Here is a 15643-nt window from a genome sequence, read left to right as displayed (position 1 = left end):
ACTGCCCGAACAGCGCCCGCAGATCCCCCTCGGTCGTGTCCCCGTCGAACCGTGACGTCGCGCCGGTCGGCCGCTGGCCTGGTACCGCTGTCATGAAGTGATCTGCCTCTTGTTTAGCCGTGCGTGGCACGATCGACGACTTCCCTGCCCTAAAGGTGAACAGCGTACGGAGCAGCCGTGCCCGCGTGGCGACGATGCACACCAAGGTCAGGGCGTATCCGCTCGCCGGACAGGCCGACGGTCATCCGACGAGTGTACGGACAGGCAGCGACCGCCGAACGAATCATCGGACAACCGTTCGGACTCAATGACAGCATTACCGTCCTGGCGACTAGACTGGCCTGCGGCCCGGACTCAACGGTCCCTGACTTCGAGGACCTGGTCGAGACCGGTGAGCTCGATCGGCCGCCGGACAGCGAGCGCCGGGCCGACCACCCGTAGCCACCCCCCGCGCTCAGCGGACCGTCGATGTAACCCGACCAGGTGACCGAGGCACGCCGAGTCACAGAAAGTCAGGGCGGCAGCGTCGATGATGACATTGCGGTAGCCCTCATCCAGGAGGGCATTCAGCTCAGCCACCAGCGAGCCATCGGCCAGGACATCCCACTCACCGGTCAGCGTCGCCGTCACGGTCTGCCCATCGGAGTGCCGCCGAACCGAATGCCTAAATTCCTGCCCCATCATGGACCAGCCTTCGCCCGCTCGCGCCTGACCTAAACCTGAGCGGACCCGGCTCGCACTCCACGACGCCACCTCGGCTGCCGGACGCCATCTGACGCGGCGTCCCACCGGGCTCGACAATCTGCGAGTTACCGCCGACTCGTACCGGCCCGCTCCGTACAGATCGACGAACCGCAGGTGGCCGTGGTTGTCCTGCGGCGTGCGAGCACCCGACAGCGCGGGGATCGGCAGCCCACTGGTTACCGGTGAAGGGATTGATTCGAAGATCCGGTAGCCGATGAGGCGTTGTGTGACGGATGAGGTTGTACGGCGACGGGTCGGCTTCCGGCGTAGCTGGGACTGGCCGCTTTTCGCCACCGCCGCACTGGTGGCGTTCAACGTTGTCTGGCTCGCCGTCGGACTGGCGGTCCCTTGGGGGCATCCGGTCGTCGGATGGCTTCCCCTGCCGGTCACTGCTCTGTTGGCCGGGTACGCCTGTTGGCAGGTGACGCGTCAGTCCGCGCTCGACGCCGGTACCCGGCGTTTCTGGCGGCAGCTGAGGGGGGCATGCGGGCTGTTCATCGCGGGCACGATCGCCAACACGGTCGATGCGGTGGGCAGCCGGGTGCCCTCGCAGCGCGTCGGCCCGGTCACGTTGACCCTCTACCTCCTCATGGTGGGCGTGGTGATGTGGGCGCTGCTACGTCTGCCGTCCTGGCAACGCAGCCGAAGCGACTGGATCCGGTTCGGTCTCGATGCCTGCATGGTGCTGATCACGGTCGCCGCGATCGTCTGGCACTTTTCACTGCGCGATCACCAGCAGTGGGTGACCCAGACGGGTTCGGCCTGGGCAATGTTGTCCCTCGCCGTGGTTGGGTTCCTGTCCATGGCGTCGTTCGTGAAGGTCGCCTTCGCCGGCGCCGGACGCCTCGACCGGCGCTCCCTGCACATCCTCGCCGTCGGAAGCGCGATCAGCGCCGCGTTCGGCAGCCTGTCGCCGTTCCTCGTGTCACGCCCGTACTTGTCCTCAAGCCTCATCGCCGTTCCGGTGGCTGCCCTCAGCATTCATCTCGCCGCCGTCCGGCAACTGCGCGCCGGCGCCAGCATGCCGGCACCTCGGAGGCGGTCCCGGCGCGTCAGCACGATCCCGTACCTGTCGGTCGCCGCCACCGACGGACTGCTGCTCGCCACCGGAAGCGTCGACCCCACAGAGACCGCGATCATGGAGGTCGCCGCGGTGACGCTGACGTTCCTCGTCATCGTCCGGCAGATCATCGCCCTCCGGGACAACCACCAGCTACTGGCCACCGTCGACGCACAACTGGCCGACCTGCGCCGCTACCAGGAACAGCTCGAATACCAGGCGACCCACGACAGCCTCACGACAGCCGGCAACCGGGCCCTGCTGGAACAGCACGTCGAGCAACTGCTCGCCGACGGCCAGCCGTTCCACCTGGTTCTGCTGGACGTCGACGACTTCAAGACCGTCAACGATCGTCTCGGCCACGGTGTGGGCGACGCCCTGCTCACCCTGTTGAGCACGCGCCTGACCACGATCGTCGGTGACCTGGGCATGGTGGCCCGGCTCGGCGGCGACGAGTTCGCCGCTGCCCTGCGCACGGATGCCACCAGCGTCGAAGTTCTGGTCGACGACATCCTCGCGGCGATCCGCGAACCAGCAGATCTCGGCCCCCACACCCTCAAGACGGCCACCAGCATCGGCATCGCGACGAGTTGGGTCGGCGACACCCCGAAGGAACTGCTGCGCCGCGCCGACGTCGCCATGTACACGGCGAAAGCCGCCGGCGGAGACCGCCGACACTGGTTCGACCCCGCCATGGACCGCGCCGCCGACGAGAACGCTCGCCTCTCCGCCGATCTCCGGAACGCGTTGCCGACCGGCCAGATTTTCGCGCTGTATCAACCGATCGTCGACCTCGCCACTGGCGAGACGATCGGCGGCGAGGTGCTGATGCGCTGGCGGCATCCCGACCGTGGACTCGTCCCACCGGACGTGTTCATTCCCCTCGCCGAACAGAACGGATGCATCACCGAACTCGGCTACTGGGTGCTCCAGCAGTCCTGCCAGCAGGCCGCGGACTGGCAGCGCCGCTACCGCGACCGAGCGCCCAGCAAGATCAGCGTCAACGTCTCCGCCCGGCAGCTGGCCGACCGCCACTTCGTCGACAACGTCGAGACCATCCTGCGGGAGACCGATGTCGACGCCTCCCAGCTCGTGCTCGAAGTGACCGAAACCGCCGTCCTCACCACCGACCTCGCCGCCGAACAACTCGGCCGGCTCAAACAACTCGGGCCGCGTATCGCTCTCGACGACTTCGGAACCGGGCACTCGTCGCTCAGTCTGCTGCTCACCTGCCCGGTCGACGTACTCAAGGTCGACAAGTCCTTCGTCAGTGGCGCCGCGGCCGACGGAGCCGGAGCGATCATCACCAAGAACCTCGCCGGGTTCATCACCGACTTCGGCATCGAGGCCGTCGCCGAAGGCGTCGAAACCACTGCCCAGGCCGACCGCCTGCGCCAGGCCGGCTACCGCCTCGCGCAAGGCTTCCTCTACGGACGCCCCATGCCCGCCGCCGACTTCGAAGAGCTCTTCACGCGCGTCGGCGCGCACACGAGCACCTGAGCACCTGCACCTGTCCAGCCGCGCAGTTCGCCCCGAGGCAAGGGCCGCGCGCCGCCGTACCCGACTGGAGCTCCGCGACGCGGCGCGGGTCAGACGCCGTGTCATCATCGTCAATGCTCGCTTCCAACCGAGGTAGGTCAGGGGCTACGTCACGATGCCGGATGGGCAGCCCAATTCGGGCGAAGACATGTTCGACGCGTTGCTGCACGCCTCGCACATGTGCCACCCCGAGGACCTTCCCACGCTGGTCGCGGCTCACGCCGGTCCGGTAGGGCTCCGCCATCCGGTCCTGTACCTCGTCGACCTCGAACAAGATCAGCTCGTCTGGCTCGAACCTCTGCGCCATACAGGCCCCCGCCCCGACACGCACCTGTCGGTCGACGCCAGCGCCGCGGGGTCCGCGTTCACCGAGCTGCACGTCCGTGTCACCGAGGCCGTCGATGGCCATTGGCTGTGGGTCACCCTCCTCGACGGCACCGAACGCCTCGGCGTGCTGCGGCTGACCGTCGAGAACCCGGACGAGACCACTGTACGGCGAGCCCGCAGGCTGGCGTCCCTGGTCTCGTTGATGCTGATCTCCAAACGCATCCACAGCGACACCTACCGCCAGCGCGCCCGGGTCCGGGAGATGACCGCCTCCGCGGAGATCCAGTGGTCGCTGCTGCCACCGGGGACGTTCGCGACCGAGAAGGTCGTCGTCGCCGGGATGGTCGAACCGGCCTATGCGGTCGGCGGGGACCTGTTCGATTACGCGATGAACGGCCCCGTATTGCACGCCGCGGTGTTCGACGCGGCCGGCCACGACCTGTCCTCCGCCGTCCTGGCCGGTCTGACCGTCGGCGGCTACCGCAACGCCCGCCGCCGCAACCTCGATCTCGATGCCACCGCCGCCGAGATCGACGCGACTCTCCACGGCCAGTTCGGCCACGGGAAACTCGTCACCGGGGTCCTCGCCCAACTCGACACCGACACCGGCGACCTGCGCTGGACCCTGGCCGGTCATCCCCCTCCGGTCCTCGTCCGCGACCACGACCTGCACCAGGTCCTCGACTGCCGAGCCGGCCTGCCCCTCGGTATCGGCCTGAACCGCGACCGACCGGTCTGCCACACCCGGCTTCGGCGCGGCGATCGGATCCTGTTCTATACCGACGGTCTCACCGAGGCTCGCGACGCCGACGGCGCGTTCTTCGGCCTCGACCGCCTGGTGACTTCCTCATCACCCATGACCGGCAAGGCCATACTGCGCCGGAGACCCTCCGCCAACTCGTCCGGGCGCTACTCGACCACCACGGCGAACGGCTCCGCGACGACGCCGGGCTGCTGCTCGTCGAATGGCGCCACGACCCGCGCCTGAGCCAACCGTAATTCCGCTGTGCTCCCCGCCGTGAGCTCGCGGGTCAGGCCGGGTCAGCGGGGAACTGCGCCCACACGTGCTTGGTCTTGCTGTCGTCGTCGACATACCAGCCGACGTCGAAAGCCAGGTCCCGCACGAGGTACAACCCAAGGCCGCCGTCACCCGCATCGCGGCCGGCCGCGTACTCCGGAGGGGCACTCAGGTCGTGATCGGCCACGTCCAAGACAAAGGTGTTCCCGGCGCGCAGCAACCGCACGACGCTCGGCGGCCTTCCGTGCTTGAGCGCGTTGGTCGCTAGCTCCGAAGCGACCAGCACCATCTTCTCGGGAATCTCCTCCAGCCGCGCGTCCGCTGAGAAAGGCTTGCCAGCTATCGCCTCGTGCAGCGAACCCCGTACCGAACGCAATTCCTCGGGCCCGGTCAGCTCCCACCGCCGAGTCTCGACATGAGGAGTCGGCGGAAGCGATTCAGTGAGCGACGCCATGACCACCGCTGTGCCCGATGCAGGCACCTGATACACCAGCGCACCACCCGCAATTACCGCGAGGTCCTCGCCGAGTGGGTCGAGTAGCCAGGATCATGATCGGCCCGGACCCGTCAGGGCGAAACGCCTATTCGAGACCGGTCGTTCCCGCAGCATCGAGTCCAAGCGGAACCGGCCTGGTTGCCGACGGCGTCACGACTGCGACCTGGAAGGCCGCTAGGTGGTCGTGGCGGACGCAGCCGGTCTGCACTTACCGGCCAGGCCACGGCGTCGGCCCAGGCCGACCGTTGGTGGGCCGGGTTAGTGTTGAATCGAGAGGGTCAACAGAAAGCCCTCGGGTCACTGCGCCTGAGTCCACAGCGCGGATGATCGCATTCGCACGGCTTCGGGCGCTCGAGCGAATGTCCTCGGCAACCAACCCACGGCCGATTTCCACCGCCGACACGCTCGTCACGGTTCGAGCCAGCCGATCGAGGTAGACGTCGGAGGGAGGCTGGGTGCCGGGTTCCGCTCCGTACATGCGGGCGGCCGCGCGGAGGTGAGCAATCCGCCAGCCCACGGTGACCTCGTCGATCGCCTCGCCGTCCTCGGCGAGGGTGCGGATCGTGCGGTAGATCTCGCGTCGCTGCGGGTCGCGGAACGTCGTGTCGGGCATGAAGGTGGCCAGTTCGAACGCTTGCCGGGGGTTCTGCAACAGATCGGCGAGCAGCGCGTGCTCGTGCTGCGCTCGGCGTTCCGCGGCTTCGGCCGACGGTCCGACGCTTGCTCGCCCGATCGCCGGTTGGGTCCGCCCTGGTTCGATGGTGACCAGGACGTCGTAACGCCGGGACTGGTCGGTCAGCGCCTCGGCGAATCTCCGCTGATGAACGGTGCCGTCACCAGACACCGAATACCCGGCTTCCGCCTCTGCCCGTTCGGCCTCGGCGGCGACCTCGCGCCGGAATGCTGCAGCCTGAACCATGGCCGCGTAGGCGGTGAGGTGACGCGGGTCGGGGCACTGAGTGCGCAACATCCACAGTTGGCGCCGACTGGCGCCCGGATCAGGGCCGCGCTGGGCGGCGGCGTCGATGAGAGCCTCCCCGCTGAGGCTGGGGTGGTCATAGCGCAGGGCAGTGATGGTCTCGTACAGCTGCCGGTGCCCGGGGGCGCCGAAATGGTCCGCGCGGAGCCGGCCGAGTTGGTCGGGTAACGGTTCGGCCGCCAGGAGTGCGCCGAGCACTGCCTGTTCAGCGCGGAACGTCAGATACGACATTAAGTCTCCTCCGACGGGTGTTGAGTGCTTCGTCGCGCAGCGGACAGCGCTCAGCCAAACCAGCGATGCGCTGAAGGCCTGCCGGGCCGGTCGCCGTGAGCAACGACTGGCGCCAGATGCCCGCCCCCACGCTCGCCGACAGCGATTACCGGATCGGCGCCCGCGCCCGCCATCAGCACGCGTGGCGTGCGGCGCGTAGATGCGCGGCTGTGCTTCTCTCGTCGTTGAATCTCATGACCCGCGAGGCGCACTTGGCCTTTCGGCCAGATGCTGATGGCGCAGAACGCTGCTGGCGGCTGCCGCGGCCAGGTCGGCGGCCGCATCGACGCGATAGCTGTCGGACAGGTCGAAAGCCTCGGCGGTGGAGACATCGGGGAGGGCATTCGATGATCCGCCACGCACCGGACTTCTCCGCTTCAACCCCGTCGCCTGCTGCGCCGGGCATCAGCTCGGTCGCCGTCCCGACGGTGAATACCATCAATGCCTCACCGAAGGCTCTGACCGTGTCGGGTAGCACTCGCCTCCGGAGTCCTGGACGGGCGAGGGCGTCGTGGCCCGGCACGGGGGCGGGGCCACCGATCGCCCGGACTCGCGCGCGGCGGCCATGGCGGGTGAGAAATGCCCATGTCAGAATCCCTTCTCGATCGGTGCTCGGGCGTGTGGCTCCTGTGCGTGCCTAGCGAGCCGTTAGTCCTCGATCCATTGACGTGGCTTGTTGAGCACCGCCAGCAGCCCCGGGTCGTCGACGCGCAGCCACCCCTCCGCCGACAGCAGCCACCAGTGATCACCGTGGTGGACGAAGTCGGTGACGAATCGCGACAGCGGCCGCGCAGCCCCGGTGGCCAAGGCGTCGCTCATCGCAACATGAGTCATGAGCATCGGATCCGATCCCAGGGGCGCCGCTCGTGTGACACCGGCCGCCGTCGGATCGGCTTCCTCACCATCAGCGATACCGACGCGACTGGTCGCCGCACCCACGGGCGGCGAGTCAGACCGTCCGGAGCGGCGACCGGCTGGATCCACTCCCGGACGGTCTGCCTTATCCCCGGCCGGTCCGTGGCCACTGCCGTCGCGGCCGCCGTGGTTGATGCGGTCGTAGCTGCTCATCCCGCCTCCTTCACCGCCCGAGCCGCGGTGACGGCCCAGCGTTGTTGTTCCTGGGGCTGCCCAGCGACGGGTCGAGCGGCGTAACCACGGGCCGCGCGGCTGTTTCGGGCGGGTTGAGTGCATGCACGATCGTGTTCGTCTGGAAGCTGTTGTGCGTCCGGATGTCCTCGGTCACGAGGCCAGCGCCGATCTGTACGGCCGACGTCTCCGGCGTCATGGCGGCTAGCCGCGACAGATACACGTCGTCCGGCTCGATCGGAGGTGGCCGGTCGTCGATGTCAGCCCCGTAGGAGCTCGCGATGGCCCGGAGCTTGGCCATCTGCCATCCGACGATGACCTCGTCGATCGGGTCACCGTCCGCGGCAAGGACCAGCACTGTGCGGTAGACCTCCTCGCGCTGCGGATCAGTGAACGACTCGGCCGGCAGGAACCCGGCCAGGTCGCGCGCCTGACGCGGGTTCTGCATCAGGTCGGCGAGCAGTTCGTCTTCGCGGCGCGCCCGCGGGTCGCTGTGCTGTTCTGGCACAGGCGGCGCGCCGAGCGCGATGCGAATCTCGGTGCGGTCCACGGTGGTCAGCGCCTCGAAGCGGCGTGCCTGTGCCTCAAGTGCCGTAGCCAGCCGCTCCGCGTACTTGGTGCTGTCCCGACGCGGTGCCCGAGCGGCCTCGGCCATGATGCGATCGGCGTGCGCGGCGGCATCACGGCGGAACGCCGAGGCTTGCACCAGTTGCGCGTACGACAGGACGTGCTGCGGATCCGGACATTGATCGCGCAGCCCCCGCAGGTACCACGCGACCTCGCCCGAGCCGCCGCTGTAGCGGGCCACCGCGTCGATCAACGCCTCGCCCCGCAAGGTCGGGGCGTCGCGGCGGACGGTCATGATGTCGGTGTAGAGCACGCGGTGCTCGCGGCCGCCGAAGTCGGTCGCCTCGAGCGTGCGCAGCTGCTCGGGGGGATCCTGATCGGCGACCAGCGCGCCGAGGAGAGCTTGTTCAGCGCGGAGTGTCAGGTACGACATCGGCCCTCCTCCGGCCTGGGTCGAGGACGAACGCGGCGTTGCGGCGGCGCACAGCGTCATCAGCGATGGCCAGCCGGGCTGCGGCGCGGTCGAGATCCGCCGCAGCGGTGCTGTCCGTGACCGCGTGCCAGACGTCTTCGCCGCCGGCAGCGATCCACCACGTGCCGCGGTAGTGCGCGATGTCGGGCACGGTCGCGCCCAGTGGTGCTGCGTGGTGCGCGGTGAGGGCGCGTTGCATGTCCCGGTCGGGCATGACCGCGCCCCCGCCGGTGACCGCCGCGCTGCGACGGGCCGTGGTGCGGTGCAGCGGGATCCCGACCAGGGGATCGGCGGCCAGCCACCGGTCGCGCAGTCGGGCGTCCACGGTATCCAGCGGCTGCGCGCCGCGGTGGGCGGCGCGGCAGCCGGCGGCGTAGACGGTGACCGCGGTCGTCAGCATCTGCCGCAGTTCGCCGTGCCAATAGCGGGCGGCCTGACCGATGGCCTGTCCGCCTCCGTCTGCGCTGTAGATGTCGGTACGCCACAGTTTCAGCGCGGCGAGTTCCTCGACCAAGCCGGGATGCTGCGGCCAGCACGGCGGCAGGCGTTCCTCGACCGACAGCTCGTAGCGGTCGTGCAGCCAGACCACCCAGTCGACGAGCTCCGCCCACGCCTCCAGGCGTTCGGCGGTGTCGAGCTCGTGCCATTCCCGCGCCTGGCGGTCCCCTCCGCCGGTGTCGTTTCCTGAGCCGGATCGTCGGTTGCCGGTGCCGGTGAGCAGAGTGCGGCGCAGCCGCCGGGAGGGCAGGCCGCGGCCGCCGGGCCATAGCCGCGCGATCGGTGGTCGTCGTGGATCGATGTCGGTCATGGGGTTTCTCCTCGAGCGCGGGTGGCTTCCCTTGCGCGGGTCTGCCGCAGTGCGACCGGGGCACCGTGTGGCAGGGACTCGGCGAGCCGGAGCCGCCGGGTCACCTCATCCGTTGAGCGCGCGTACTTCGCTGCGTCGGGGCTTTCGTAGTGGCGGGTCATGCGGGTGCGCACCGCGGGCGTGGTGGCGTAGATGATCAGCGCTTCGCGTTCGTCCTCGGCCAGCGTGCGGATCTCGTGCGGCTGGATAGTTTTGCGATCGACCAGGGTCGCCTGGGTCGTGGCGCCGTGCTGGTGGTGGTACTGGGTGGACCAGATGGTTTCGCGGTACTCCCCGGCAAGCGTCGCGAACGCCTGCAGTTCGTCACCGGCGAGGCCGCCGAGGGCGATTTTGACGGTCGCGTCGCCCCAGATCACGTCGGCGCCGTCGCGTCCCCAGCGTTGCCGGGCCTGCGCGAAGTTCTGCAGCACGGCGGTCACGAAAATCCCGGATCCGGCGGCGTAGCTCATCAGGCCCGGCAGGGTCGGCAGCGGCGCGACGTTGGCGACCTCGTCCAGGATCAGGCCCAGAGGCGGGTCCAGCCGGCCGGCCGGATTCGCTTCGGCCAGGCGCGCGGCGGCTCGGCTCACCTCGTCGACGAACGCGGCGACCATCGGAGCGAGCGCACCAGCTTCGCGTTCGGGGACGATCAGGTACGCGGTCCCGCTGGCGGCCAGGAACTCCTCGATGTTCAGCGACTCCCCCATCGGCGGGCAGAACACGGTGCGTGCGGTCGCCGACAGCAGCGGCGCGACCGCGGTCATCGCGGTGGTCCACAGGTTGCTGCGGGTCTCGACGGGACTGCGGTAGATCAGGTCGAGCATCGTCGCGACGCCCGGGGTGGCGAGGGGGTCGTCGCGCAGCAGCCGGATCGGTTCGTCGTCGCGTTCGTCGAGGGCCCACCGCAGGATGTCCTCACCGCTCAGGTTCGCCAGCGCCGCGGCGTGCAGCCACGCGGCCAGCAGGTTAGTGCTGGTCATGCCGAAGAAGCCTGCGTTGGTGGAATCCTGCTGGCCCGAGCCAGGTTTACCGACCTGCACCATCACGTCGGCGCGTTTGCGGGCCTGCTCGAAGTCCTCGCAGTCGCTGGTCGCCGTCCAGGTCAGCGGGCACGGCCACACAGTTCCGGTCAGATCCATCACCGCGACCGGCCCAACCGCCTCCCGCAGCGTCAGCGTGGCCAGCGCCACGTCCCGGCGGACCGAGGTGACCACCGCCGGGCCCGGCCAGCGGGCCACCCACGGGATGATCACCTGCGAGGTTTTGCCCTGTCGTGCCGCGGCGAGCAGCAGCACCGAGTTCTGGATGTTCGCCCACAACGGCATCCCCGAGCCGCGCGCGCGGCCCAGGGGAACAGCGACCTCCCGAACGAGTGCGCGGACCGGGTGTGGGGCGCCGACGAGACCCTGGCCCGCGTCGCAGGCACCATCCATGCCGGCCGGTGACGACCCGTCATCGCGTCGCGCGCGGATACTCGCCTGCAGTCGGCGCAGCGAGGTCGTGCGGGCTGCGGGCAATCCCGGTCGCAGCCGCGGCAACCAGCGCAGCGCCGCCTGCTCCGACAGAGTCCGCTGCAGCTGCCTGCAGGAGGCATAGCCGCGGATCTGCTGGCGTCCGCTGAACAGCCGCCATACCACCGCGGTCAGGATGAGGCCGCCAGCTGACACCACGACCGCGCTCACCGCGAAGCCGATCGGGCCGGGCAGCTGATCCCGGGTCTCCGGTGGCCAGGCTTGACGTGGGTCGCTCCAGTGCGCCGGTAACGCGATCGTGGCGGCCCAGCCCGCAGTGAGGGGGACGTTCGGCCAGGAACCGCGGAAGAGCAGCCCGGCCACTTGTCCGGTCAGCCAGACGCCGGTCATGACACCTGCGACGACCCCGAGGACGACCGCGACCAGTTGTTCGCCGGCCGTTTCGAAGAACCGCTGCCCGACCACGGTGTGGTTACGCGACTTCACCGGCTCACCCGCCCGCTGTCGGCGGCCGCACCGTTCGCGCTGCCTCCACCGGCCGCGCTGCCGGGTGCAGGGCGGCGTGCGCCGGCCGCAGGCAACGCACGAGCGGCCTGCGCGGGCAGGACGTGGCCGGACGCTGGCGGTGTCGCGGCGACGGTCAAAGACGTGTCATACAGGCTCGCGTCGATGCTGCTGGTGAGCACGGCCCGGGCGTCGTCCGTGACGGATTCCAAACGCGGTACCGGCATGCGGTCGAGGAAGGCCAGATCCGCAGTGACCCGCGCGTGCACGACATCGAGATCGAGGCTTGCTGGATCCGTATGCACCCGGTCGGCCGGTGGGAGGCCCCGATCCTGGGAAGCGCCCGGCGTGGCGACCCCGATCGACTCGGCGCGACGTTCGGCCATCTCCCACGCCACTGACAGCCGGTCGATGACGCCGCCTCGGTGTTTCACCGCGACGAGAGCCTCATAGATCTCGCGGTGCAGCGGCGTCCGGAAGGCCTTCGCCGGCACGAATGCCATGACCGAGTCGAACCAGCCTCCGATCAGCAGACCGCTCAGGACGTTCTCTTCGCGGGCCTGAGCAGGGTCGTTCGGCGCGGGCCGTCTCGGTTGCGGCACCGGGCCGGGGACGTCCTGCCCGGCTTCTCCTGGTAGCAGGTGTGCGTGCAGGCGCGCGGAGCGGTCCAATGCCGCAGCCAGGCCGGCCAGCTGGGGTATGTGCGCGCAGTGTGGTCCGGCGGCCTCTCTCGCCACCGCGTCGGCGTGGAAGGCCACGTGACGCCGGAACCGGCCGACTGCGAGCAGTCGGCCGTATTCGCGGATGTGGGTGGGATTCGGGCAGGCCCAGACCAGGCGCAGCACGTCGCCGCGGGTCACCCCGCGCCCCGCGAGCCGCTCGCAGACCTCGTCGACGAACGTTTTGCCGGGGATCCACAGGTTCTCGTTCTCGCGCATTTCCACGATCGTGGTGAAGACGTCCCGCCGCACCGGGTCGGTCAGTTCCGCGGCGCTGATCTTCCGAACGTCTGACTCGTACGACTCCCAAGGGAAGTCCTGGGCGAGCAGAGCGCCCACGAACGCCTGTTCGATCCGTGCGATCAGGACGGACATGAGGCCACCTCCGGTGGTGTCGGGGAGTGCCCAGCACGGTGACCGCTGTGCGAGTTCTGGCCGTTCATGCTCGGTCTCCCGTGCGCAGGTAGCCCGGTGCGCCGGAGAGCACCATGCGGTCGTTGGTGTAGAAGAGGTGCTGCTCGGCCGGATGCAGCACGGTCTGCACGACGTGGGAGGCGCGGCGGCCGACCTTCCACAGCGCCCGGCCGATCTGTTCGCCGGACCAGGCGGCGATGTGGGCGCATTCGGCGTCGGTCAGGCCGATCGCGTCGCGGGTCATCGCCAGCGGGGCGGTATCTTGGCGCAGGCAGATCCGTACGTCGCAGGAGCCGATGAGGTTGCGGGCGATCGCGACTTCGGCCGAGCCGGCCGGTCCGACGGCTTCGAAGTCGGCGAGCCGGTGGGTGGCCAGCATCTGGATGGTGCCCTGCGCGCGGGAAAGCCGCAGGTCGGCGTCGAGTTTGCGGATCATCGCCGGGATGCGCATGGCCCGCCACAGTTCGTCGCGCACTACCAGGCGGACCGGGCCGGTCGGGTCGTCGACGGCGGCCTGTCCCCAGCTGGAGACGCAGGCGAGGGTCATGGCGACGGTTTCGTCGCCGCGGCCGTCGATGCGGGACAGGTCGACGGTTTGGATCGGGGCGTCGAAGTCCAGGCGGACAGTGCTGGGCTGGTCGAACAGCCCGGACAGGCTGCCCTGGACCATGTTGCCGAGGGCATCGGCGACCGGCCGCACCATTTCGCGCAGCTCGTGGGTGTCGTCGTCGCGAATCCGCAGATCGGTGGCCATCGCCGTGGTCGGGTCGCGCAGCAGCGCCCAGACTTGCGGGATCGTCGGGTCAGCGACCGTCGCGCTGCCCGGCGTTCGCCGCAGCTGGGAGCCGTGGTGGATCGCCAGCGAGAGAGCTGCCTCCTCGGTGGGGGTCAGTACTCGGCCCAGGCGCATCTCCAGCAGCGAGCCGAGTAGGGTGATGCGGCGGCGATGGATCTCCTCCAGTACCTGCCGCGCCTGATCGCGGTCGCGGGGCAGGTGCGTACCGAGCGGACCGGCGTCCAACGGGTTGAGCCGGTCCGGAAAGCCGGGGCCGAGCTCGACCGGTGCCACGCCCAGCGCTCGAGCCAGCGGCGCGTACTCGTTCTTGATATCGCCGAGCACGAACGTTCTCACGCCGTAGGCCATCATCCGCAGCGCCAGGGCTTTGATGGTCGCGGACTTCCCCGCACCCGGGACGCCGGTGATCAGCAGGTTCGGGTTGGTGACGTAGCCGCGGCGCAGCCATTCGATCGGGTGGCAGGCGAATGCCCCACCGGACAGGCAGTCCACGCCGACGTACGCGCCGGCCGGGGCCAGCGAGGCGCCGTAGAGCCACGGATACAGGCCTTGGACCTGGTGGGTGGAGCCCCGGTAGGCCGGAACGGCGGGGGTGCGGGGGGCGCGTCCGGCGTTGGGCCGGGCCCAGCCGCGCGGTGGTGGGGGCACCGCACGGCTGGGCGGCCGGTTGTCCACGGGGCGGGAAGTTTCCCTGTGGACGGTCGAGGGACGGCCGAGCAGCTCGCCCACTCCGGTCTCCGGTAGAGCGATCGCGGCGCGGTGGCGGATCAGCCTGCTCACCAGCGCCTCCGGGGAAGTCCGAGCGCCAGCGGAAGGGCGCTCATCGCGAATCCGACGTCCTGGGCGAACCACATGCGCCGCAGCTCCATCCCGGCCGCGGCGCCGTCGGCCTCGACGGCGGCACAGGCGTCCTCGATCTGGCCGGGCTCGGTGACGGTGACGGTGACGTATCCGGTGAAGCGGACCAGCCCGTGGCCGGCGGCGCGTTCGGCGTCCTGACCGCGGGCCTGGTCCATCGCCAGGCGTTCGTGCTCGGGCACGACCTGGCCGGTGCGCCGGCGCATGCTGACCGCGACCGACCGGGCGGTGCGTTCCTGCATCACGGCGCGCTCGGCATGGCGGGGGCCGAGCGGTTCGAAGTGCAGCGACACGGCGCGGCGGTGGGTGCCCTCGCCGAGCAGCGGCGCGAGGACCGTGGAGTAGCTCTCGTTGCGTGGCCATCCGTGCACCCAGTAGGTCACCGATACGCCGCCGTCGTGCACATAGGAGCCCGGTCGTGCCTCGGCCGCAGCGGGCCCGGCCAGGGCCGGGTCCACGCCCGGGGGCAGGCGCCGCGGATCCGGCCGGACCGGCCAGCCGCTCCTGCCTGCGGGGCCGTTCGCGGCGGCCCTTCGTTCGGCCAGTGGTCGGACGGCGTCGGGATCGAACGCGGTGCGCAGCACCTCGGCGACCTCGCGCGGGCCGAGCCACGCGCGGATCTGCAGGTCCGCGCCGGCGACCGCCGCCGCGAGCCCCCGCAGCTGGCGGGTGAGCACCAGCGCGGCGCCGAGGCTGCCGCCACCGGCCGCTTTGATCGCCCGGCTTGCCCTGCGGGCGTCCAGCGTGAACGCGAGGTAGGCCTGCCGGTGGGAGGTGGCCAGGGTTGCGGTCGCCAGCAGCCCGGCGGTGACCTCCGTGGCCAGCCGCGGGGCGTGCGCGGATCGGTGGTCGGCGTGCCAGCGGTGCAGCGCCGCACCGGACTCCGGACCAGGCGCTGGAGTGCCTGGACGCGCACGATCGGGTTGTCCTCGGTGCACAGGCCGGCCAGGAGGGCGCCCCAGCCGCCGACGCGCTGTCCGGCGCGCCCGGAGTCCAGCAGACCGACGCCGCTGAAACTCACGGCTGCGACCGCGGTGAAGGTCCGGTGATGCGGGTGCTGCACGACAGCGAGGGGCCCGCCGCCGGGCATCTGGATCTCCAGCACCCGTACCGGGGCCAGTACACCCGGCAGGTCCATCGATGGCGCAGCGGCCGGGTCGGTCTTCGACCGGGGTGCGAACACGCCGGAGACGAACCGGTGCTGCCCCTGGAACCGCAGCAGCCCGTAGGAGGTGACCGCGGTCAGCCACTCGTCCGCGGTCCGGCCTCCGACCCGCAGCAGTCCCGCGACGCCGAGCACGAGCGCGACCGGCCAGGTGATGACGGCGACCTGCCAACGCGTGATGACCAGCGGCCAAATCGCCGCCACCACCGCACCCCCCAGGACAGTGAAGCGCTGCCCGGACATGCCATACAGGAAGGCCACGCGTTCGGGTTGCCAGCCGAAATACCTGCGCTCCGCCGACGGGCCGCTG

General features: G+C 70.0%; 11 protein-coding genes and 1 pseudogene. 2 read left to right on the top strand and 10 right to left on the bottom strand.

Features of this window, described 5'->3' with window-relative positions; translation table 11 throughout:
- Window positions 1-354: 354 nt before the first annotated feature.
- Window positions 355-630 carry an STAS domain-containing protein gene (locus tag ACGFY5_RS44585; protein ID WP_392731102.1) on the bottom strand — a complete coding sequence of 92 codons (276 nt, stop codon included), beginning with the start codon at window positions 628-630 and terminating at the stop codon, window positions 355-357.
- Window positions 631-970: 340 nt separating this feature from the next.
- On the opposite strand from ACGFY5_RS44585, the gene ACGFY5_RS44580 reads away from it, so the two are divergent.
- The gene (locus tag ACGFY5_RS44580; RefSeq protein ID WP_392731100.1) at window positions 971-3304 is read left to right on the top strand and encodes a putative bifunctional diguanylate cyclase/phosphodiesterase; all 2334 of its coding nucleotides are present in this window, start codon (window positions 971-973) and stop codon (window positions 3302-3304) included.
- A gap of 187 nt (window positions 3305-3491) precedes the next feature.
- Window positions 3492-4658 (top strand): PP2C family protein-serine/threonine phosphatase, encoded by a 1167-nt coding sequence (locus ACGFY5_RS44575; RefSeq protein WP_392731099.1) that lies wholly within the window; start codon window positions 3492-3494, stop codon window positions 4656-4658.
- 43 nt (window positions 4659-4701) lie between these two features.
- Here ACGFY5_RS44575 and ACGFY5_RS44570 read toward each other — a convergent pair whose 3' ends face one another.
- The 9 genes and pseudogenes from ACGFY5_RS44570 to ACGFY5_RS44530 all read right to left on the bottom strand — a co-directional run bounded on the left by ACGFY5_RS44570 (window position 4702) and on the right by ACGFY5_RS44530 (window position 15576).
- The gene (locus ACGFY5_RS44570) at window positions 4702-5142 is read right to left on the bottom strand and encodes an ATP-binding protein (protein WP_392731098.1); all 441 of its coding nucleotides are present in this window, start codon (window positions 5140-5142) and stop codon (window positions 4702-4704) included.
- Between the two features lie 250 nt (window positions 5143-5392).
- Window positions 5393-6394, bottom strand: a complete 1002-nt coding sequence (locus ACGFY5_RS44565) for a DnaB-like helicase N-terminal domain-containing protein (RefSeq protein ID WP_392731097.1) — start codon at window positions 6392-6394, stop codon at window positions 5393-5395.
- 687 nt (window positions 6395-7081) lie between these two features.
- Window positions 7082-7252: a hypothetical protein gene (locus ACGFY5_RS44560; RefSeq protein ID WP_392731095.1), complete on the bottom strand. Its 171-nt coding sequence runs from the start codon at window positions 7250-7252 to the stop codon at window positions 7082-7084.
- A gap of 259 nt (window positions 7253-7511) precedes the next feature.
- Window positions 7512-8519: a DnaB-like helicase N-terminal domain-containing protein gene (locus ACGFY5_RS44555; RefSeq protein ID WP_392731093.1), complete on the bottom strand. Its 1008-nt coding sequence runs from the start codon at window positions 8517-8519 to the stop codon at window positions 7512-7514.
- Window positions 8494-9366: a hypothetical protein gene (locus tag ACGFY5_RS44550; protein ID WP_392731092.1), complete on the bottom strand. Its 873-nt coding sequence runs from the start codon at window positions 9364-9366 to the stop codon at window positions 8494-8496. Before ACGFY5_RS44550 ends, ACGFY5_RS44555 begins: the two co-directional genes overlap by 26 nt.
- On the bottom strand, window positions 9363-11363 hold the full coding sequence (locus ACGFY5_RS44545) for a type IV secretory system conjugative DNA transfer family protein (RefSeq protein ID WP_392731090.1): 2001 nt from the start codon (window positions 11361-11363) through the stop codon (window positions 9363-9365). The genes ACGFY5_RS44550 and ACGFY5_RS44545 overlap by 4 nt, the downstream gene beginning before the upstream one ends.
- Window positions 11360-12475, bottom strand: coding sequence for a DnaB-like helicase N-terminal domain-containing protein (locus ACGFY5_RS44540; RefSeq protein WP_392731089.1), 1116 nt, complete (start codon window positions 12473-12475; stop codon window positions 11360-11362). The genes ACGFY5_RS44545 and ACGFY5_RS44540 overlap by 4 nt, the downstream gene beginning before the upstream one ends.
- 64 nt (window positions 12476-12539) lie before the next feature.
- The gene (locus ACGFY5_RS44535) at window positions 12540-14090 is read right to left on the bottom strand and encodes a type VI secretion protein (RefSeq protein ID WP_392731088.1); all 1551 of its coding nucleotides are present in this window, start codon (window positions 14088-14090) and stop codon (window positions 12540-12542) included.
- A pseudogene (locus ACGFY5_RS44530) lies at window positions 14087-15576 on the bottom strand (SCO6880 family protein). The gene ACGFY5_RS44535 and the pseudogene ACGFY5_RS44530 overlap by 4 nt, the downstream one beginning before the upstream one ends.
- Window positions 15577-15643 lie beyond the last annotated feature (67 nt).

The organism is Cryptosporangium sp. NPDC048952 (assembly GCF_043197895.1).
Classification (GTDB): Bacteria; Actinomycetota; Actinomycetes; order Mycobacteriales; family Cryptosporangiaceae; genus Cryptosporangium.
The sequence above is the reverse complement of the archived record's forward strand: the minus strand, read 5'-3'. Positions and strand labels throughout refer to the sequence as shown.

Excerpts from the sequence above, each read along its gene's own strand:
- ACGFY5_RS44575 (WP_392731099.1), top strand. The coding sequence starts at position 3,492 with ATGTTCGACGCGTTGCTGCACGCCTCGCACATGTGCCACCCCGAGGAC.
- ACGFY5_RS44560 (WP_392731095.1), bottom strand. The coding sequence starts at position 7,252 with ATGAGCGACGCCTTGGCCACCGGGGCTGCGCGGCCGCTGTCGCGATTC.
- ACGFY5_RS44540 (WP_392731089.1), bottom strand. The coding sequence starts at position 12,475 with ATGTCCGTCCTGATCGCACGGATCGAACAGGCGTTCGTGGGCGCTCTG.
- ACGFY5_RS44550 (WP_392731092.1), bottom strand. The coding sequence starts at position 9,366 with ATGACCGACATCGATCCACGACGACCACCGATCGCGCGGCTATGGCCC.
- ACGFY5_RS44570 (WP_392731098.1), bottom strand. The coding sequence starts at position 5,142 with ATGGCGTCGCTCACTGAATCGCTTCCGCCGACTCCTCATGTCGAGACT.
- ACGFY5_RS44555 (WP_392731093.1), bottom strand. The coding sequence starts at position 8,519 with ATGTCGTACCTGACACTCCGCGCTGAACAAGCTCTCCTCGGCGCGCTG.
- ACGFY5_RS44565 (WP_392731097.1), bottom strand. The coding sequence starts at position 6,394 with ATGTCGTATCTGACGTTCCGCGCTGAACAGGCAGTGCTCGGCGCACTC.